The 20,503-nt window shown below is 49.7% G+C and carries 10 protein-coding genes; 4 read left to right on the plus strand and 6 right to left on the minus strand.

Annotated elements, in window-relative coordinates; translation table 11 throughout:
- The first annotated feature begins 712 nt into the window (after positions 1-712).
- On the plus strand, positions 713-3,109 hold the full coding sequence (locus tag CYPRO_RS12300) for a polysaccharide biosynthesis tyrosine autokinase (protein ID WP_114984896.1): 2,397 nt from the start codon (positions 713-715) through the stop codon (positions 3,107-3,109).
- A 136-nt stretch (positions 3,110-3,245) separates the two neighbouring features.
- Positions 3,246-3,818, plus strand: coding sequence for a polysaccharide biosynthesis/export family protein (locus CYPRO_RS12305; protein ID WP_124245614.1), 573 nt, complete (start codon positions 3,246-3,248; stop codon positions 3,816-3,818).
- Between the two features lie 331 nt (positions 3,819-4,149).
- On the opposite strand, the gene polA is transcribed toward CYPRO_RS12305, so the two are convergent.
- Positions 4,150-6,990, minus strand: a complete 2,841-nt coding sequence (gene polA / locus CYPRO_RS12310; RefSeq protein WP_114984898.1) for a DNA polymerase I — start codon at positions 6,988-6,990, stop codon at positions 4,150-4,152.
- Between the two features lie 241 nt (positions 6,991-7,231).
- Here polA and CYPRO_RS12315 point away from each other — a divergent pair, with 241 nt between their 5' ends.
- Positions 7,232-8,083 carry a WecB/TagA/CpsF family glycosyltransferase gene (locus CYPRO_RS12315; protein WP_114984899.1) on the plus strand — a complete coding sequence of 284 codons (852 nt, stop codon included), beginning with the start codon at positions 7,232-7,234 and terminating at the stop codon, positions 8,081-8,083.
- A gap of 309 nt (positions 8,084-8,392) precedes the next feature.
- Positions 8,393-9,622: a PP2C family protein-serine/threonine phosphatase gene (locus tag CYPRO_RS12320; RefSeq protein WP_240644750.1), complete on the plus strand. Its 1,230-nt coding sequence runs from the start codon at positions 8,393-8,395 to the stop codon at positions 9,620-9,622.
- Between the two features lie 300 nt (positions 9,623-9,922).
- Here CYPRO_RS12320 and clpB read toward each other — a convergent pair whose 3' ends face one another.
- The 5 genes from clpB to CYPRO_RS12350 form a co-directional block, all read right to left on the minus strand.
- Positions 9,923-12,556: an ATP-dependent chaperone ClpB gene (gene clpB / locus CYPRO_RS12325; protein WP_114984901.1), complete on the minus strand. Its 2,634-nt coding sequence runs from the start codon at positions 12,554-12,556 to the stop codon at positions 9,923-9,925.
- 1,538 nt (positions 12,557-14,094) lie between these two features.
- Positions 14,095-15,678 carry a tetratricopeptide repeat protein gene (locus tag CYPRO_RS12335; protein WP_114984903.1) on the minus strand — a complete coding sequence of 528 codons (1,584 nt, stop codon included), beginning with the start codon at positions 15,676-15,678 and terminating at the stop codon, positions 14,095-14,097.
- A gap of 585 nt (positions 15,679-16,263) precedes the next feature.
- A complete protein-coding gene (gene ggt, locus CYPRO_RS12340) occupies positions 16,264-18,015 on the minus strand; it encodes a gamma-glutamyltransferase (protein WP_240644751.1) in 1,752 nt (583 codons plus the stop codon).
- A gap of 407 nt (positions 18,016-18,422) precedes the next feature.
- Entirely contained in the window at positions 18,423-18,689 is a 267-nt protein-coding gene (locus CYPRO_RS12345) for a hypothetical protein (protein ID WP_114984904.1), read from the minus strand.
- Positions 18,690-19,719: 1,030 nt separating this feature from the next.
- Entirely contained in the window at positions 19,720-20,139 is a 420-nt protein-coding gene (locus tag CYPRO_RS12350; RefSeq protein ID WP_114984905.1) for a hypothetical protein, read from the minus strand.
- Between the last annotated feature and the right edge of the window lie 364 nt (positions 20,140-20,503).

Consider the following 20,503-nt stretch of genomic DNA (forward strand, 5'->3'; position numbering starts at 1 on the left):
GATGATTTCAATTTTTGTGATCAGACCGGCTAACGTTGTCCGTTTGCCGCCCTATGTCTTTCGATTGTAAAATGCATGATTTGTGAAGCAAACTCAAATGAAGTTACGAACAGTCAGGCACACTTTAACGCGCTGTATCTGCCGCTTTCGTATGTTCCAATGCTAAAATCTACGATTCAGATCTAACCCGCATTATTCACAATTAAACAGAATTTATTTGCTAAATGTAAGTTTAATTAAGACTTAGTGAAAAAAAGCGGTAGCCCAAATTTGGGTGTGGTTTAAAGACTGCGCACCGAGCGAAGCGATTCCCACGAAGTGAATAATGCGGGCTAAGAATAGGGCTTGTGACCGCTGAACAACTGAAGATGGCAGCCCCGACAGCGTAGATGTCAGGCACACATTGGAAGGCTATGCCAAAACCACAATAGCGCCAGACATTGCTAAAAAAAGCACAAAGCGACATCCAAGGGGCAATTTTTTCCGAGCCAAATTACCGCGGGGACTATTTTATCAGCGGTAATAAATACCTGGAAGTGCTCGTATTGAAGAGCTAACCGACTTGTTAAGGATTTGAATTATCTGATGATTCTTTCAATTTCGTTTCTGATTAGTTGCAGGAAACCCTTAAATTAACCAATTACCTACAGCGTGCATATTGGCCCGGTTATAGGAACACTCACAATTAGCAAAAACATAGTATTATCCGTATATGGAACTCGAAAACAACGAAAGGCGAAAGTCAATGCGCTCCAATGGTGCTTCTGAAGATCCCTTCAATCCGGGCGCAATACCCGGCGAGGAAGACGATCAGAATGATCCATTTGACCCGCAACTGATTCTTTACTCTCTATGGGATGGGAAATGGATTATTCTCGCCTGTGTTGTGATACTTGGTGCCTTAGGTTACTATTATACACAAACACTCCCCAACCAATACCGAACAACTGGTCTGTTTCTAATTGAAAATCAACGTGCCGACCGTGGGCTGAATCTTTTTGAATTTACCCGCGCCCGTAATCTGACCTGGGACGAAGTCGGAACAGAAATGCAGTTCATCGTTAACTCACACGAGCTCGCCGAAAACGTTGGGCGGCGTCTCATTCAGGAGCTGGTAAATCCGGTTACCGGTGATACCCTACCCATGCTACGCCAAAATGGCCTTGGGTTTATGCCGGAAGAACAGGTGCTGCAGCGGCTTGCACGACGGCTACCGAACCGTATCTCCCTGCATCAAATTGATCAGATGAATCTCGTTGAAATCCGCACAACGAGCTTTGACCCTCAGGAAGCTGCATTTATCGCCAATTTTTACATTGAGGAATATCGCATTCTTGATGAAACGATTACCCGCTCCAACCTCACGAGTGCAGCATCTTACCTTGAGCAGCTCGAAGAACGTAACACCATGACGTTGGGCGAGCAGGACGAACAAATTCGCATGTTTCTCGATTCTGACTGGACACTCATAACCGATGAACAAGGGACAGCGGCAGCGCAGGAACTTCGCGGTCTATTCCGGGAAGCTGAAGAGCTTCGTTTCCGCAAAGTAGCTGTTTCTGACTTTCTCGACCGTCTGCGCGAAGAAAAAGACATGGTACTGAACATGCTCTATGATGGCGCAACCGATAACGACATGGAACTTGTTAACGCGTTTGAGCAGGCCATCCTGGATTTGCGCTTACAAGCCGAATCCTTCTACATCGAACAACCGCAGCTTCGCACCAACCCCGAGGGGAACAGCGTACTTTCTCAAATCCTGCGCAGAATCGACTATCTTGAAGGCCTCCGCGATGAGCGTCTTGAATCTCAGCGGGACCGCGTAAGAGACCGACAGGGCCTCGATCAGGCTTCCCTTGCGAGTTACCTGACTGACATCCGCTCTGAGATTAGGAGTAATGAAGCACGGCTTGTTGACATGCAACTTCGGGAAGACTTTATTGCAGAGCGCGTCGATGACATTCAGTCAGACATGAGCTCCATTATGGAAAGAAGTGCAGAGCTGCAAAGGCTTCGCAGGAATCAGGTGATTAGTGAAGAGCTTTACTTAAATCTGCTTAAGCGACTGCAGGAAACACAAATTGCCATTCAGTCAGAAGTAAGCCGGGTTCGTGAAATCCGTGCGGCAAGCGTGCCGTCAAGTCCTTTCAGCCCTAACCGCTTACGCAATTATATCCTGAGCCTGATTCTCGGTTTTGGCCTTGGTGCTGGTATCGTATTACTGCGCAACCTGCTTGATGACCTGATTCATGACCCGGGTCAGCTCCGTAATGCCGGCTTCAACGTTATCGGGGTTATTCCAGATTTCACAGACTACATCAATACACACTTTAAAAACACTGAACGGCTTCCTATTCGTGGCCGCAGTGTAGATGTAAACCTGATTTCTCTTATTGACCCCATTTCAGCAGGTGCTGAAGCTTACCGCAGGCTGCGCACAAGTATCGAATTCAGCAATGCTGACCGTGAATACCAAACACTCGTAGTAACAAGCTCCAAGCCTGGTGAAGGAAAGAGTCTGACAAGTATCAACCTCGCCCTCACCTATGCGCAGTTTGGCAAGCGCACCCTCGTCATCGACTGTGACCTTCGTAAGCCAACCATCCACAAAAAGCTGGGGCTTGATAAGTCGCCGGGGCTGACGGATATTCTTTTTGACAAAGATACCCTCGAAAACTGTCTGATTGACGCAAGTACGGATAATTTCTTTGTTATCACGGCTGGTAACAGTATTCCCAACCCTGCTGAAACAATGGGATCCAAGCGTATGCAGGAACTTCTCAGCTCGCTCAAGAAAGAGTTTGATATCATCATTCTGGATACGCCGCCCCTGCTTGTTGTATCTGACGCTATGCCGCTTGCTGTTGCAACCGATGCAACCGTTTTGGTATCTAAGATGGATGAAACTGAGCTGTCTATCCTGAAGGAAACCCGTCAGGATCTGCGAAACCTTGGTGTTAATATTGCAGGCAGTGTGCTTAACGCCTACGATACCAACAGCGTTAAATCGTACTATAAATATAATTATAAGTACAACTACAAGTATAAGTACGACTACGCCTACAAGGACTACAAGCTTGACTACACAGATCAGCCGGATCAGAAATAACCGATTTCGAAAGGCACAAAAAGGTGAGCCCGTTCTCACCTTTTTTGTGCTGCTTTTCAGCTGTTTTGATAGCTATACATAATCGCTTATCATCTTTTTTTAGCCTATATCCTATTCTGAACTCACACTTTTATTCATGAAGCACGTAACTCTTATTTTAACTCCTTTCAGAACTGCTCTCATACTCTCTCTGAGTCTATTTCTGTTTTTTGCTCAGCAGGCCGACGCCCAAACTATGGGTCGGCAGGGCAGCAGCCTGACGCAGCTCTATTCCGTTTCTGAGCAAATGCCTAATCACTTCCGTTTCGTACGTACCGGTGAACCCAGCATTACAGTTGTAGTCATTGGCTCGGTTGTGCGCCCCGGTACTTATGAAGTGCGGGAAGGCACTGACATGAATGAGCTCATGCTTTATACAGGCGGGCCAGCTGCAATTGGTGCCCGTACGCGCCGGATTACGCCGGACGTCAATTTCTTCTTAAGCCGCACCATGGAAGGCGAAGGTCGTCGCATCATCTTCGAAACAACCTTCGAGGCCTACACTACAGAGTTTGTAGATTTTCCTGTCATGCAGGATTTTGATGTCGTCATCGTAGAAACGGATCCCGTACCTACACAGCTGTGGCGGGAAATTTTATCGCTTACATCACAGATTCTCAGTATCATCGCTTCCATTGCTGTAATTGTCTGGCGATTCAGAAGGTTCTAAATTTGTTTTGTACTCTTAAAAAGCAGTCTGTACCCACAGGCTGCTTTTTTTATGCCCTTCAATTAACCAACACAGGCTCCGGCCTCTTTTGCGTCACAAAAAACGACCTGTCAGAAAACAGCGGATGCGAAAAAAATACTGCGCAGAATTTTTACACAGACACAGTAAGCCTGAACATTTCTGTCCAATAGAACTACACTCGCATACTTATAGGCCTGCGCATTGGCAGAAAGACAAAACGGTCCGGATACCTCAATACATCAGACCGTTTTGCAAATCATGATAGTCTTTTTACCGGTTCAACATTGTGCGTATGCGTGTATAGATTGCCTCAGTGCGCCTCCAGCCAGTTTGATGCAACACCGGCATCGGCTTTCACCGGGACTTTCAGCGTCATGGCTTTTTCCATTTCTTCACGAATGAGTTGTACGCTTTCAGCCGCCTTATCTTTTGGCACTTCAAAGAGTAATTCATCATGTACCTGCAGCAGCATCAGGCATTCCGGCAAATCACGCTCAAGGCGGGCCTGCAGCTGCACCATTGCTACTTTGATGAGATCTGCTGCTGTACCCTGAATCGGCATATTGATCGCTGTCCGCTCTGCAAATGAACGCATATTCGGATTGGAAGAGCGAATTTCCGGAATGTAGCGCCTGCGGCCGAGCAGGGTTGTGACATAGCCGTGTTCACGCGCAAAGGCTGTCGTTTCCTTGATGTAGTTACGAATGCCCGGAAAACGCTCAAAATAAGCATCAATAATGGTCTTGGCTTCCGTGCGGTCAATGCCCAGCCGCTGCGCAAGTCCAAACGCACTCACGCCGTAAGGGATGCCAAAATTCACTTCTTTTGCTTTCCGCCGCATATCCCTGTCAACCTCTGTGATAGCGGACAAACCGAAAATTTCCATGGCCGTGCGGGCGTGAATATCCTGATCATCGCGGAAAGCCTGTACCATGGCTTCATCTTCGGAAACAGAAGCAATCACGCGAAGCTCAATCTGCGAATAATCTGCCGCAATCAGCACCTTACCTTCTCCAGCAATAAATGCCTTGCGGATCTCCCGGCCGCGCTCAGTCCGGACCGGAATATTCTGCAGATTGGGGTTGGAGGATGATAAACGTCCCGTTGCGGCAACCTGCTGATTCAGGCTTGTATGAATTCGTCCCGTTTCCGGATGAATCAATTTGGGCAGCGCATCCGCGTAGGTTGATTTGAGTTTACTAAGCGAGCGATAATCCAGCACAAGTGCGGGTAACTTGTGTCCGAACGCTGCCAGGTCGGTCAGGATTTGCTCATTGGTTGAATATTTCCCGGTTTTGGTTTTCTTGCCGGATGGCAGCCCAAGTTTTTCGAACAAAATATCACCCAGCTGTGCCGGGGAATTGATGTTGAATTCCTCTCCTGCTTCTGCATAAATCTGCTGCTGTAGCTGCTTCATATCATCACCCAGCTGCGCAGAAAAATTGCTCAGCATCTCCGTATCAAGCTGTATCCCGTTCATTTCAAGCTCCCCAAGCACCCGCACCAGGGGAAACTCAACCGATTCTGCGATCTCAGTCAGACCATCCTCATTAAGTTTTTGCTGCAGCACCTCAAAAAGTTGTAAGGTAATGTCAGCGTCTTCACAGGCATAGGGCATGACCTCATCAACCGGAATATCCCGCATGCTTTTTTGCTGTTTACCCTTACCTATGAGAGTTTCGATTGAGACGGGTTCATAGTTCAGGTAGCGTCGGCTGAGCTCATCCATGCTCAGTTTTTGGTTGGAGTCGATGAGGTAGGCCGCAATCATGGTATCGAAAACGGGACCTTTCAGCGCCATCCCATGCCGGCGCAGCACAATATAATCGTACTTGTAATTCTGGGCGATTTTCAGGGCGCTATTGCCAAATACAGGCGTAAGCTTCTCCTGAATCAGTTCCGGTGAAAGGCCTTCTGCTTCACCGGCTGCATCATTTACAGGAATGTAGAAAGCTTCTTTCTTCCTGACAGAAAAGGCCAGGCCGACGAGGGAAGCAAGCATGGGTTCGGATGCCGTTGTTTCGGTATCAAAGCAAAAGTGTGATGAGGCCGAGAGCGTGTTTATAAGCTCATCAAGCGCTTCGGGCGTGTCAATCAGCCGGTAGTTAGCCTTCTCCGTTTCAAGATTCTTAAGGCTTTCTGAAGCGGAAGCTTCAGCGGCCTGATGACCGCTGCCAAACAAATCCCCCTGTCCCTGCTGCTGATCTTTACGAAGGGCCGAAGCCGATTTCCTGACACCTTCATCCTGCAAACCATCCCCCTGCTCTGCCATGGCCTTTCCGAATTTCCGGCTAAGGGTTCTGAACTCCATCCGGCCAAAAAAATCAGACAGTTCTGAAGACTCCGGGCCTTCCCATTTCAGTTCCTCCCAGCTTACTGTATCGGGCACGTCCGTATCAATGATGATCATTTTTTTGGAAAGCAGCGCCTGCTCTGCATGCTGCGTCAGGCCTTCCCGTGCACGTTTGGCCTTCATACCCGGTGCAGCTTCAATCGCGGCTTCAAGGCTGCCGTACTCCTTGATGAGCTTAGGAGCCCCTTTTTTTCCGATACCAGGCACCCCCGGAATGTTATCCGAAGTATCTCCTATCACCGCAAGTACATCAATCACTTTCTCCGGGGGCACGCCAAAATAGTCCACAACTCCGTCCGGATCGATGATTTGGAAGCCGTCGCCGTTGTTCAGGGGTTTGTACATACGAACGTTATTTGTAACAAGCTGCATGAAATCCTTATCGGGCGTTACCATAAATACTTCGGCACCATCCAATCCTGCCCGCTGTGCAAGGGTTCCGATAATGTCATCCGCTTCATACCCATCCTTCTCCAGATTCTGAAAGCCAAAATGGCGCACCATTTCCTTCATCAGGGGAATGGTTTGGCGCAGCTCGTCCGGCTGCGGCGGGCGGTTGGCTTTGTAGGCCGCATCCATTTCATGCCGAAAGGTTGGGGCATGCGTATCCCAGGCAACCGCAATATGGGTAGGCTTTTCGGATTCAAGCAGCTTCACCAGCGTATTTGCAAAGCCCATGAGCGAACCGGTAGGTACGCCTTCTGAATTCCTGAGGTTGGTATTAATAAAAGCGAAATAGGAGCGGTATGCCAGCGCATGCCCATCGATTAAAAATAACTTTTTGTTTTTTTGAGACATAAAAAATGGAGAATTGTTTTATTTTAATTCTGCTCAAGATAGGCTTCTGTTACAAAAGCACAAAGCATATCGCCTGCCTTAACGTTGTGTATATTTAAAAATAACCGCAGGTCAGCTGCTTTTGTCATCAGTCATATACGGCAAACTCAAACGGGGAATCATGATATGTTACCCGGATTGCCTGATCACATCGTATGGTCGGGTTTAGTAGAATTAAAATTGCTTTATTGAGGACATTTTATTGGTTAAACGATATACTGTAGGCCGGGCAGCGGTATCGGCCGTAAATCTTAGTGTTGTTCTTGACATCTGTCAGCAGCTTGCTGCACGCGGACCGCTGGGCTATATTTGCCTTACAACCGCAACACAAATGCACAAGGCCCAGCAGGATGAGAGCTTAAACAAACTCCTGTCAGATTCATTCCTGACGTTATGCAGCAGCAAGACCATAGCATTAACAGGGCAAAGGCAGGGCTTCAGACACTGCGGCGCCGTGGACCCTGTTATGCTCATGCACAGTTTATTCCTGACATCCGCCATGCAAGGTCAGAGCCATTATTTTTACGGCGCGGACGCAAAGCAAATGCGACAGCTCAAGGACTACGTAAAAAACTCTTATATGGCCATCCGGATTGCGGGCACAACCGTGATCAGCGGAGACAGTACGACCGAAGATATCAAAACACTCGCCAAAACGCTGAACGAGCTGAAACCAGCCTTTTTCTGGTGCGGACTCCCCTCACCCCAACAGGAATCTCTGCTTGCAAGCCTGCAGCCGCAGCTCACCCATACAAGCTGTATTGGCGTTGGCTCTGCATTTCAAGCGCTTGCGGAGGCCGGGATTGTGCTTCCGGACCCCGGCAAACGTACCCTGCCGGGTAAAAGCAGGTTTCTGGCCCTGCGCAGGTCTGTCACAACGGATAAACTTCCGGTTCCTGTTATGCTTTGGCTGCTGAAACTTCGGCTCAAAACCTTATTTTCGGGTAAAACCAAGGGCCGTGAGAGGCGCAAGCACTCATCGCGTGCAAACAGCCGTAACAGCGGCAGCGGCAGTAGCCGCTCTCGCACACTTAGCCGAAAGCCGAAACGCTAACCTGAAGCGCGAACAAATGTTTTCATATCAGAAAACAGAAGCGATACGGGCTGAAAGTTATGGGGTACTTCTTTTAAGATTTTCACACTTTATGCAGCCTTTGTTTACCTTTCTCAGTCCGCTTATGTCGCATTATTTCAGCTTAACCCGGGCAAGCTGATTACGTACCACAGCTCATCAGCCGAAGAACTTTGTTTTTGGGCATGCATTATCGGTATGCGTACCTTATGTATCCGTATGAAGCACGTTAAGATATGCGCACAGATTAAAACTAACCGTAATGTGTACTGTCATTAAGGCAAATTTTTTGTGCAACATGCGGACTGTATTGAGTCCACGCCTAATAATTCCGTTATTTCAGCCTGCGATTTTATGAGCCTGCCCAACGAATCAAAATCAGCCCTGTCCCAAACCAAAAGTCTGTATCGCACCTATACAACCGGTATGAGCCGGGCGCAATTCGAGCGCGATTTTCAGACAGACAGCAAAAGGCTGAAGGCACTTTACCGGGAAGCCCTTGGAGATGTCATTAACCCGGAGACCGGTCAGGAAATCGGCTTTTTTGAGAAATCAGGGCGGCTCACAAGCGCGCTGACCAAGCGGATGAACCCTACGAGACGCCTTGTTTTTGGGGCAAGTATTGCAGGCTTTGCGAGCACCTTTGTTTTTTCCGGCCTGTTTTTCACCGTGCTGCTCCCCCTTTCCTTTACCGCAATGGCTACACTGCTGCTGCTTGAACTGCTTGAAAAGTTTGATGTGAAGGAAGAAATAGACCTCGCTAAAGATATTCAGATCAGCCTGCTCCCATCTCCGGCGCTCACTATAAATGGGCTTAAAATAAACTCTTTCGCCAACACGGCAAGCGATGTCGGCGGGGATTATGTTGATGTGATTGAAACAGAAGCCGGGGTTTACTACATCATAGCGGATGTTTCAGGAAAGGGACTTTCGGCCTCACTCTATATGGTGCGCTTTCAGGCACTTGTGCACCTGCTGATTCGCAAACTGAACCCAAGTCCTAAACAGCTTTTTCTGGAGCTGAATGACTACATCAAATCTTATCGCACGGATAAAACTTTCATCACGGCCTGCGCTGCTTTTTTCCCAAAGGATAAAAACACCTTTACTTACGTTCGGGCCGGTCATAATCCGCCGGTTCTGTATCATGGTGATACCGACAGTACCGAGCTGCTACAAACCCCGGGCTTTGCACTCGGCATGACGCGCACGAACCGGCTCGAAAACTTTCTGCAGGAAAGTGAAATTGAGCTTAAGCCCGAAGATTCGGTGCTGTTTTATACCGATGGCGTTAATGAAGCCCGGAACCTGAGCGGGGAAGAGTTTGGCCTGGAACGGCTTCGCGCCCTCATGGATATTTACGGATCACTTGAGCCTTCAACCATTGTGGGCAAAATTCAGTCATCGGTCGAAAATTTTATCGGTGACATGCCAACAGTTGATGACATCACCTACAGCTGTATTAAAAGAAATCCCGTAAAAAAGAGCACCGCACCACAAGAGGCCGAAATTGTAGAATAAGCCGGGAAATCAGCATAATAGTATTACGCCTGTAATCGACAAGTGCTGTTTATCGTTGGAGAACTTGTTGTTTTGACTCGGGCATTCTTTTGGTAAAACAGCCTGAGCTGATTGTATCACAAGAAAGTGATTCAGGTCACACTTTGAACACCCCTTTCCGAAAGATCCGGAATCTTCCTCCTTTATGCTGAGTGAGCAAGCATAAAAAAAACGGACAACCCCAAGTGCTGATTTCAACAGCATTCGGATTGCCCGCTTTTGCGTTACTCCGGATAATTGTCCAGTTGGCTTAGCCCGGCCTTACTCGACCCAGGCCTCCACATCTTCAATGACTTCCGCGAATTCGAGTCCGTCGCGGGTTTTGCTCAGGTGCACGTCGAAGACGGCCTTTTCCTCGCCGCTGCGGCGGATGAGCAGCTTCGCGAGCTCGTTCACGACTTCCTTCTGAATCAGGCGCTTGAGGGGGCGCGCGCCGAAGGTCGGGTCGTAGCCACGTGCCGCGAGCCAGTCCTTCACGCTGTTGGGCACCCGAAGCTCGACACCGTTGCGCTGCAACAGCTTGTGTACGCGCCCGAGTTGAATATCCACCACCTTGCGCAGGTGATCGCGACCCAGCGGATGGAACACAATCACGTCATCAATGCGGTTCAGGAACTCCGGACGTATCGTCTGCTTGAGCTGCGCGTAGAGCTCGTTTTGCAGGCGCTCGTACTCGCTTTCATCGAGCTCGCCGCCTTTTTGCTCAATCCGCTGCTGAATCAGGTGCGAACCGATGTTGCTCGTCATGATGATGATGGTGTTCGTGAAGTTCACGGTCACGCCCTTGTTGTCGGTCAGGCGGCCCTCATCGAGCACCTGCAGGAGCACGTTGAAGACATCAGCATGCGCTTTTTCGATTTCATCTAACAGCACTACCGAGTAGGGCTTGCGGCGCACGGCCTCGGTGAGCTGACCGCCTTCGTCGTAGCCCACATAGCCCGGAGGCGCCCCGATGAGGCGGCTCACGCTGTGCCGTTCCATGTACTCGCTCATGTCGATGCGTACCATCGCGTTCTCGTCGTCGAAGAGGTAATCGGCAAGGCTGCGCGCAAGCTCGGTCTTGCCCACGCCGGTTGAGCCGAGGAAGATGAACGAACCGACCGGTCGCCCTTCATCCTGCAGTCCGGAACGCGAGCGCCGCACCGCATTTGAGACCGCCTCGATCGCCGGATCCTGCCCGATCACGCGTTTGTGCAGGTGTTCCTCCATCATGATGAGCTTCTGCCGCTCGCTTTGCAGCATGCGGCTCACGGGGATGCCCGTCCAGCGGCTGACAATGTCGGCGATTTCTTCAGCATCGACTTCCTCCTTGAGCATGGCCTTGTCTTTTTGCTGCACCGCAAGCTGTTCTTTGGTCAGCTGCAAATCCCGCTCAAGCTGTGTGACCGTGCCGTAGCGGAGCTCGGCTACTTTCTCGTAGTTGCCCGCACGTTCGGCGCGCTCGGCCTCAAGCTTCGCGGTTTCGACGGCCTGCTTCAGCTCCTGCGTTTTTTTGATCAGCTCGCGCTCGGCGGACCAGTGCGCTTTCAGGCTGTTCTGCTTCTCGTTCAGGGCCGCAAGCTCACGGGCGATGGCTTCGAGCTTCGCGGTGTCGTTTTCGCGTTTGATGGCTTCCCGCTCAATCTCGAGCTGACGAATCTGACGCTCAATGCTGTCGAGCTCCTCGGGCAGCGAATCAATTTGGATGCGCAGCCGCGAGGCCGCCTCATCAATCAGGTCAATCGCCTTATCGGGCAGGAAACGGTCCGAAATGTAGCGGTGCGAAAGCTCCGCCGCCGAAATAATGGCCGCGTCGGTGATCCGCACCCCGTGATGCAGCTCGTAGCGCTCCTTGAGGCCCCGCAGGATGGAAATCGTATCCTCCGGGCTCGGCTCACCCACAAACACCGTTTGCAGACGCCGTTCAAGCGCCTTGTCTTTTTCGATGAACTTCCGGTACTCGCTCAGGGTCGTTGCCCCGATCGCGCGCAGCTCGCCCCGCGCAAGAGCCGGCTTCAGGATGTTGGCCGCATCCATCGCGCCCTCAGAGGCGCCCGCGCCCACAAGCGTGTGGATTTCATCAATAAACAGGATGATCTCCCCGGCGGCTTCGGTCACTTCCTTCACCACCGCTTTGAGGCGGTCTTCGAACTCCCCGCGGTACTTCGCGCCGGCAATGAGCGCGCCCATATCAAGGGAGAAAATCCGCTTGCTCTTGAGGTCCTCGGGCACGTCGCCGGTCACAATCCGCAGCGCGATACCTTCCGCGATGGCGGTTTTACCCACGCCCGGCTCGCCAATCAGCACGGGATTGTTCTTCGTCCGTCGGTTTAGAATCTGCATCACCCGCCGGATTTCCTGATCGCGGCCAATCACCGGATCAAGCTTGTTGCGCTCGGCCAGCTCGTTCAGGTCGCGCGTGTACTTCTGCAGCGACTGATACCGGCTTTCCGCATTCGGGTCGTCCACCCGATTGCTGCCGCGCACCTCCTTGAGCACGTTCATCACCTGATCCTTGGTCAGGCCCTGATCCTTCAGCAGCCGCGAGGCCGTGAAATTGTGCTCCATAATCCCGAGCAGGATGTGCTCCGAGCTGATATAATCATCACCCATTTTGGACGCCAACTTCGCCGCCGTATCGAGCAGCGCCTTGGTGTCGTTGCCGGGATACTGACCCGAAACCGAGGCGCCCTTCACGGTCGGCAGTTTCGCAAGATGCTCGCCCAGCTTTTGGATCACATAATTCGGGTCAATACCCGCCTTCTTGAGCAGCGTGAGGCTCAAACCCTCCTTATCATCGAGCAGGGCCGCGAGAATATGCTCCGGCTCCACCGCCTGCTGCTGACGGTCCGCCGCTTTCTGAAACGCCGCCTGCAGCGCCTCTTGTGCCTTGATGGTAAACTTATTGAGATTCATTTTCTTCAGATAGTCTTAAAAATAGAATGTTTTTCTTTCGGGAAGTTCATTTCCAAATCCATTCCAACACCGCCACTGTGCCGAATTTACACGCCACCTGCCAACAACACCCAAACACTCCCCAAACGTGTCAGCCACTCACCTCTTCCCCCTGCCATTTATCCTCCGAAGCTGACCAAACGTCTGTAAGTGCAACAAAATCCGGCTGGGGACAGGGGACAGAGGATAGAGGACAGAGGACAGAGGACAGAGGACAGAGGACAGAGGACAGAGGACAGAGGACAGAGGACAGAGGACAGAGGATAGAAAACTAATCTCCGTTTTCGTTCTCACAAACAAAAAAATAAACAGGTCATCGTATGTTAGTTGAGAGGCAAGGATCAGCTGTTTTGGATAAGACACCTACAATCTTAACTTGTACGCAAATCTGAAGGTGAAATCACGTTGGCACCCTGTTTTCTGTCATCTCGAACGCTTCTCATTTGGTGGGAGCCCATCGAAGCCGCGGCTGCTGAACAAGCACGGGATTTGTGATTGCTACAATAATGCTATCCCTTCGGGATTGTGGGACGTAGATCCGGATACCGGAAGCTGTATTTCGGCAATGCTCAGTTCACCCAAAGTCTGTGGCTTATTATTTAAACCAATCAAGATTTACCGCATTACACCTTCGTACTGTTCCCAATTTTATGCGCACGTAAAAGGCATGGCGGTTGGTTCAGCAAAATGCCATCAACCCTGAAAGGGTGAAATGATTGTAGCAAAATGGAATCCGCAATGCATAAAACCCCGAAGGGGTGGCATTATAACCGCAGGGAATAATTTCACCCCTTCGGGGTTTTTTATTGTTTGGGATGCGTAATTGCTACAATAATGCCATCCCTTCGGGATTGGGAAGAGCTGCTGTCGGATGCCCCAAACTCGCTCCTGTTATCCGATAAATCCTGTTCAACAAACAACGAGGCTGGAATAGCGCACTCCGCCCATTCCACCGCCAAGCTCCGTGAGCCAAATGGGTTCCAAGCATTCCCCGACTCCGTGCCCGTCACACCCCGCCCCGTCAGCTTGTGGGCCGTTACTGATTTCGGGGATTTGTGTAGTTGCATGCCGCTGATGATGTCTTTCCCGGGGGCACCCCTCTCAAGAGGGGAATTACCACATCCCAAATAATAACAGTATTATAGCCCACAATAAAATCCCACTAAATCTCACCCGATCCCCAAAATCCGCGTTCCAACAACGCAGCACCCTTCGCGCCCTTCGTGCCTCCTTTGCGCCCTTCGCGTTAAAATCTATCGAAGTCCACTATCCAATCCACGCCAATCCCACCAAACCCCCAAAACCCGCGTTCCAACAACGCCGTACGGCTTGGCGAGGGACCCTAAGCCATCCGGGCTCTGATGTTTTCCCGCCTCCGTGCCCGTCACACCCCAATTCAGCAGGATGTCAGGAAAAAAAACACATCATACCATTGTCCACATCCCCAATTATTTCAATATGTTACAAAACACTGAAAAACTGACATACTGACATACTGACTACCCCCGCACCTCCCTGATTTCCAAATAACGGTCCAATTTCACATCCTCCGCCCAGAACTCAATCAGATCAAACTCCTCTCCCGGTTCCCGCTTACGAAACAGCCCCAGCGCTTCGTCAAACCACACTATCGCCCTGTTAAGCTCGTGTTTTTTAAACCGAAAATCCTTCAGGTAATCAACACCAAAAAGCTTCTTAAAATGCAGCACATACACCAGGTGATACATATTGAGAACCGACATCATGTCCGCCGGCAAATTTTTCGAAAAATCATTTTTATTAAATTCATAAATAAGATAATCAATCTTAGCCTTAAGGGTTATAAAAAGAAAAGGCCTGAACGTCTTATAGCGTTGGTATAAGGTTTCGTTGATAATTACGAACAGAGCTGTTTCCGTAACGGTTAGTTGCAGTAACCTTACAGCCGAAAACAGATTTTCCTCAAATTGATCTAAGTCACTTCTTCTTGCTTTTTTTGCAAAAAACTTCGTGAACCTACCAACATATTTGAACACCTTGTCAAGAGGTAAAGAAAACACCCTGTAGACCGAATCTTTCACGGCTGCCTCAGAAAACTCGAGGTGTATTAACTGAGACATCATCATATATAAAGACGTGAATTTGCTGTCCATGTACCGGATAAGATGATAGTCCCTTCCATGAGCAGCTGCCCGCTCCAGTCCCGGCATAAATTCCGGGTTTTCTTCCTCATAAAGATCAAAACGTATATCAACACCAAGTTTTGATACCATCTCGTCCTTAATCTTGTCTGTAAAGTCATCCCAATCAACCCCCTCGCTATAGTTTTCGGCGCTCTTCGCAGCCATTTTTACAAGTACATCAGAATCAACAGGATCACGGTCAGGATCCTGACCAGACTTACGATACACATCAGCTTTTCGAAGTGCTTCAGTAATATTCATAAAACAGCTTAAATAATCCTTTTCAAAAAAATAATACAGACCCTTCATTTGGTATCCTAAATGATCATCAGGATCAATTTCAATCAGCTTTTCGATATACCCATAGGCCTCATCATGCCGATTGCATTGAAACAGATAAGCTGGGATGTGACGAAGCGGCAACGCATCATCAGGGTTTAAGCTATGTGCCTTTATATAATAGTTGAGTGCCGTTTCAAAGTCCTTATTACCTTCTGCATAAGCATTTCCCGCAATGTGTAAAAATGATGTATTTTCCGGGTGCCATTTCAAGCCATCATTCGCAACCTCGATACACAAATCAAATTTATCGGTAAGCGAGCACACAAAACATAACATGGCATAAGGCTCAATTTCCCAGGGCGTTTCTTCCACCATCTCCTTCAGGATCTGAATACAGGCTTCATAATCCTTTTTTTCAAATAATTCCGTTGCCAAACCATACTTTTCCTCATCAGATTCGGGGAACTCACCTCCGAGGGTGAGGATGACGGATTGCTCCTCAAACACGAACGCCGGATGTTTTCCGGCCCGGCCAAAATAGGCTTCCATAGCCGCTTGCAAAGCCTGCCTATCCCCCTCGGTCACATCCGGAAATAACTGATAAATAAAATCATCCAGCGCGTGCGTAATCGTCTTCATGTTGAGATTGGTTCAGTGAAAAGTAAGAGTAAGAGTCAGAATAAGAACCCAAAATAGGGAATTGAAACCGGAATCAGCCCCGGACAAACACCAATCCACAAAAAAACCACGACTCCCGCCCCCCTGCTCATTCCGGCCTGTTTATTTTTTTGGGAAAACTCCGAGAGCATCAAGGTCAGCAGTGCGGTTTCCACACCCCCTTAATCGGTCTCACAGCCCCTTGCTTTTTGATTCAGGCGCTCCGGGACGATACCCGCCTCCGTGCCTGGGGGAGTTGCTTCTTTGCTTGTTTGGGGCTTCAGGCGTTGACTTAATTATCCTGTTCATCCTGCAAGTCTAAAAATCCGCGTTCCAACAGCGACGTAGTACCCTTCGCGCCCTTCGTTCAGGATGACACACTCCCTTTGCGACAAACGGCGCGGCCCTCCGCGTCGGGTTTTCAGAATACCCCCCTGTCATCCTGAGCGCAGCGGAGGCGGAGTCGAATGATCTCCTTATTGAAGGCTACTACTACCAACAGTCCCGCAAAGTGAGGCATCCGGGTTTCGGGGTTTTTCGGGAGCTATTCGCGGCCTCTGCCTTTGGTCAGTACCCCACCGCCTGACCATCCGCGCGCGACTCGCTTCCGCCCACATATACGCCGAGCTCGTGATTGCGCAGGATGCCCTGAAAGCGGCCGTAGAAGCCGCCGCCGATTTCGACTTTGTGCCCCATCGCGCGCAGGGCTTCGACGATTGCAGGATCGATATCGCTTTCGAAGCGCACGAGGCCGCCGTCTTTGAGGTAGTCGCCCCAGGCTTCGGTGGGCTCGGTCGAGTTGGTGTGCAGCCAGCGGATGGCGTCGCTTGCTTCCTGCACGTTCATGCCGAAATCAATCATGTTGACCAAAATCTGCACATGACCCATCGGCTGAAATTCGCCGCCCATCACGCCGAGGGTGAACCAGGGCTTGCCGTCTTTCATCACGAAGCCGGGGATGATGGTGTGAAAGGGCCGTTTGCCGGGCTCGTAAACATTGGGGTGTGCGGGATCGAGGGAGAACAGCTCGCCCCGGTTCTGGAAACTGAAGCCCGTGCCGGGCACCACAAAACCGGTGCCCATGCCACGGAAATTGCTCTGAATCAGGGAGACCATGTTGCCCTCGCGGTCAGCCGTTGTGAGAAAAATCGTACCGCCGTCGCGCAGGCCTTCGATGCCGCTCGTGACCCGCTCAAGGGCGCGGTCGCTGATGAGGGCGCGCCGCTCCGCCGCGTACTCTTTGCTGATGAGGCGCTCAAAGGGCAGATCGTTAAAATCGGGGTCGGAGTAAAATTTCGCGCGGTCTTCGAAGGCGAGCTTCTTGGCTTCGATCATCAGATGCAGCGCCTCCGGACTGTTGAAGCCCATTTCGGATAAGTCGTAGCCTTCCAGAATGTTGAGCATTTGCAGCACCGCGGTGCCCTGATTGTTTTGCCCGATCTGATGGACTTCGTAGCCGCGGTAGGTTGTGCTGAGGGTTTCGATCCATTCGGAGCGGTGCTGATCGAAATCTTCGAAGCGGAGATAGCCGCCGTGCTCACGCATGAAAGCGTCAATTTTGCGCGCGATTTCCCCGCGGTAGAACACATCGCGGCCCTGCTCGCCGAGCAGCCGGTAGGTATTGCCGAGGTCAGGATTCCGCATGATCTCCCCTTTTTCAGGACCGCGTCCGTCGATGGTGAAGGTCTCGATGAAGGCTCCGACGCGGTTGGCGAGGATGCGCGCACTGCGGCGCCAGGCGTCAGCGATGACCTCCGGCACAGGGAAACCGTTTTCCGCATAGTGCACAGAGGGCGCGAGGATGTCGGCCATCGGCAGGCTCCCGAAGCGCTCGTGCAGCTCGAACCAGCCGTCAATCGCGCCGGGCACGGAAACAGAGAGCAGAGATGAAGGCGGGATGCGGGTTTCTTCCATCGCCTCGAGTTCGGCCATAAGCTGCTCGTAGGAGAGCCCGAGGGGCGAGCGCCCGCTTGCGTTAATCGCGTAGAGCTGCTGCGATTCCTCGTGCCATAAAATCGCGAACAGGTCGCCGCCGATGCCGTTTCCGGTCGGCTCCATCAGTCCCATCGCAGCATTCGTTGCAATCGCCGCATCAATCGCGTTGCCGCCCTGCATCAGGATTTGCAGGCCGACCTGCGCCGCAAGGGGATGGCTCGTTGCGACCATGCCGTTTGCGGCAACAACTTCGCTGCGGGTTATAAAATGCTCGTTCAGGCGGTCAAACTGCGCATCGGCCGTTTCATTAAACATAAGGAGGAAAATGAGGGTGAGGAAAACAGACGAAATCAGGAAAAGTGTGCGCATAGCTTGCATGGGCATACCGTAAACTGTTGGTTATTTGTGTGATGCGAACAACAATAGCGCGCATCCTGTTTTAGCTCCGATAAGGTGAGGAATTGCGATGACTTTGGCAAGAAAGAAATGAACCCTCTGACCATATACCCATTCTTTTTCCTAAATCCGGGTTTTTGCGGGATTCACGGATATTCCGGCAGTATGTTAGCTACCGGATACGATACGCCCCATATTCCTCAAAATGCTGTTGGCATTCAGACTCAGGATTGAGCCTTAAGCACAAAGCATAAAGACTTACCTGCTGTCTGTTGGATGCAAAATTCCTCCGTCTTGACCCGCTTCCCTCAAATAAATGATCAGGTCAACTTTATAAAGTGTGCTCAGCATTAAGTTTTTTGAAGGCCGAACTTTCACATTCTATTAGCCCGGTTTCAGTTGCTTTTTGGGTTATCAGATATTGAGGCATCCTGTGATTCATTTGACTTTGCACGTTCTCTGTTTTCGCGCCGTGCAGCAATGCTGTCCTTAACTATACTCCCGCCGAGGCCTCCCATTCCTAATCCGTAGAGCGTGCTTGTAGTCCAGTTTGAAGTAATAGCGCAGTTGCCGGTATTACAGCCAATAAAGAACCAATAAGCAAAACCTGCAATACCACCTATCAGCAGGCCAGCTATGATAATCAGCAAATTTTTGTTCATAAACGTAGTTTTATGGATTTGATTAAATAACTATGCAGTAATATAAGGCAGATCTATGGGAAATAAAAGCTGTCCGGTCACCGACATTCAGTTGCTTTTAGGCAACAATTCGTTCTTATTTTACCAAAACGCATAAAAAAACCGCATACTTATGCGGTGCATAAAGTTCAGAAACCTGATATACTATTCAAATAGCCAATAACAATTCAGACAGGCTACCGGGTCTCCCAAGCATATCAACATTACAGGTTCAGTATTAGCCCGCATTATTCACTAATAAACAAGTTTTATTTGCTAAATGTATGTTTAAATTTGGCTTAGTGAAAAACACCAGTAGGCCAAATTTGAGTATGGTGTTAAGACTGCGAAATTTCCCCGCTGGCGGCGTTGAAGCTGAAAACTCATGCTCAGGGTACTAAGGTACCCCTCCGCTGAGTTTTCAACTTCGCCTTGCCAGCAAGAAAATTTCTTGGTGAATAATGCGGGTTAGATAGCTGAGTGCATTGCTGTCAGGTCAAACTGCCTGCAGCCTCAGCCTGTTTAGCGCAATTTGTGGGGTTCTGAATCTTACAGACAGACTCCGGCATTTGAATATGGTCCAATAAAAAAATATACAGCGTGCAGTCCCTGACCGGACTGCACATTTTTTTTTGGTTCATATTGAACAAAGAGCATCCCCGGATATTCACAATAATACTTAATGGTCGTAAATCCGGTAAGGGCAAGTTTATCACCTGTGCGCACAGAGGTCTTTGACTGCACTTCTCTGCTTTTTTTGAGACAGCACTTATAGCAACTGCAAGCTGACGCATTTTACTGCTCGATGCAGCAAGTATCAAAGGCTGCAACTCCCTCAGCTTAGCCACTATTCCTACAGATGAGCTGCCAACCGGGTAAAGCGATTCAGATTTTTTACAGGCAAAAAAAAGACCGCCTCGCTTAGTAAAGCTGCGGTCTTTTTATTTGAAATGGTTTAAAACGAGGCAATGATACAATCTGTCGTTAAACTTTACTCATTGCCCGGGTTCGATTATTCTATGCTTGAAGGAAGTTCATCGGGAATAGTGCCAAACTCAAGTTCATAGGCGCCGTCAGCAACAGGCTGATCCGTTTCAGCAATAATCTCTCCGTCTGAGAGCAACGCAAGGTTAACTGCTTCAACGTCGCCAATCGGACCAAGAATAATACCAAATCCTACAAAATCCGAACCTTCAACATTATATTCAAATAAACCGGATTGCGGAATGGTAATGGTTTCAGAATTAAAGTCACCCGTGTTACCGTCCCAGGTATAGTAGGTCAGGAAAAAAGCACTTTCCGCAGGTGCCTGCACTTCAATGGTAAGATCGCCATCAAGCCCCGGCTCACTGTCACTGCCTGAAGAAGAGCAGCCTGACAGGATGAGTGCGAGCAAAAGCGTCGTAAAAATACTGATTGAAAGATATTTCATAAGAATAGTTCTTTTGGATTTGTATTTGATTGGGATCGAATGAATTAGAACATAGAAATTATGTATTGAAAAAACAAATTTTACAATAAAACACGCTGATACGTCGAATAAAGTGACTTTCATATGTAAATAATTTTCAACTACAACATATCTGATATCCGATATGTACTACCAATTATAAGTGCAGAAGTCAGGGCTTGGGTCCTCTGATACGATACTACCTCACGGTACCCTTCTGCAGGTGTAATGGGGCTCTTCAGCGCACCGTGACTTTTTCACAAAATGAAAAACCCCGCCGGAATCAGATGATTCCTGACGGGGCTTTCGGGCGGGAAAGATTCCGGTTTGCTGTGCTGTACCATGG

It is taken from the genome of Cyclonatronum proteinivorum (assembly GCF_003353065.1).
In the GTDB taxonomy this organism is placed as follows: Bacteria; Bacteroidota; Rhodothermia; order Balneolales; family Cyclonatronaceae; genus Cyclonatronum; species Cyclonatronum proteinivorum.

Coding starts and splice junctions, on each gene's coding strand:
- CYPRO_RS12300 (WP_114984896.1), top strand. CDS start 713: ATGGAACTCGAAAACAACGAAAGGCGAAAGTCAATGCGCTCCAATGGT.
- CYPRO_RS12305 (WP_124245614.1), top strand. CDS start 3,246: ATGAAGCACGTAACTCTTATTTTAACTCCTTTCAGAACTGCTCTCATA.
- polA (WP_114984898.1), bottom strand. CDS start 6,990: ATGTCTCAAAAAAACAAAAAGTTATTTTTAATCGATGGGCATGCGCTG.
- clpB (WP_114984901.1), bottom strand. CDS start 12,556: ATGAATCTCAATAAGTTTACCATCAAGGCACAAGAGGCGCTGCAGGCG.
- CYPRO_RS12335 (WP_114984903.1), bottom strand. CDS start 15,678: ATGAAGACGATTACGCACGCGCTGGATGATTTTATTTATCAGTTATTT.
- ggt (WP_240644751.1), bottom strand. CDS start 18,015: ATGCCCATGCAAGCTATGCGCACACTTTTCCTGATTTCGTCTGTTTTC.
- CYPRO_RS12345 (WP_114984904.1), bottom strand. CDS start 18,689: ATGAACAAAAATTTGCTGATTATCATAGCTGGCCTGCTGATAGGTGGT.
- CYPRO_RS12350 (WP_114984905.1), bottom strand. CDS start 20,139: ATGAAATATCTTTCAATCAGTATTTTTACGACGCTTTTGCTCGCACTC.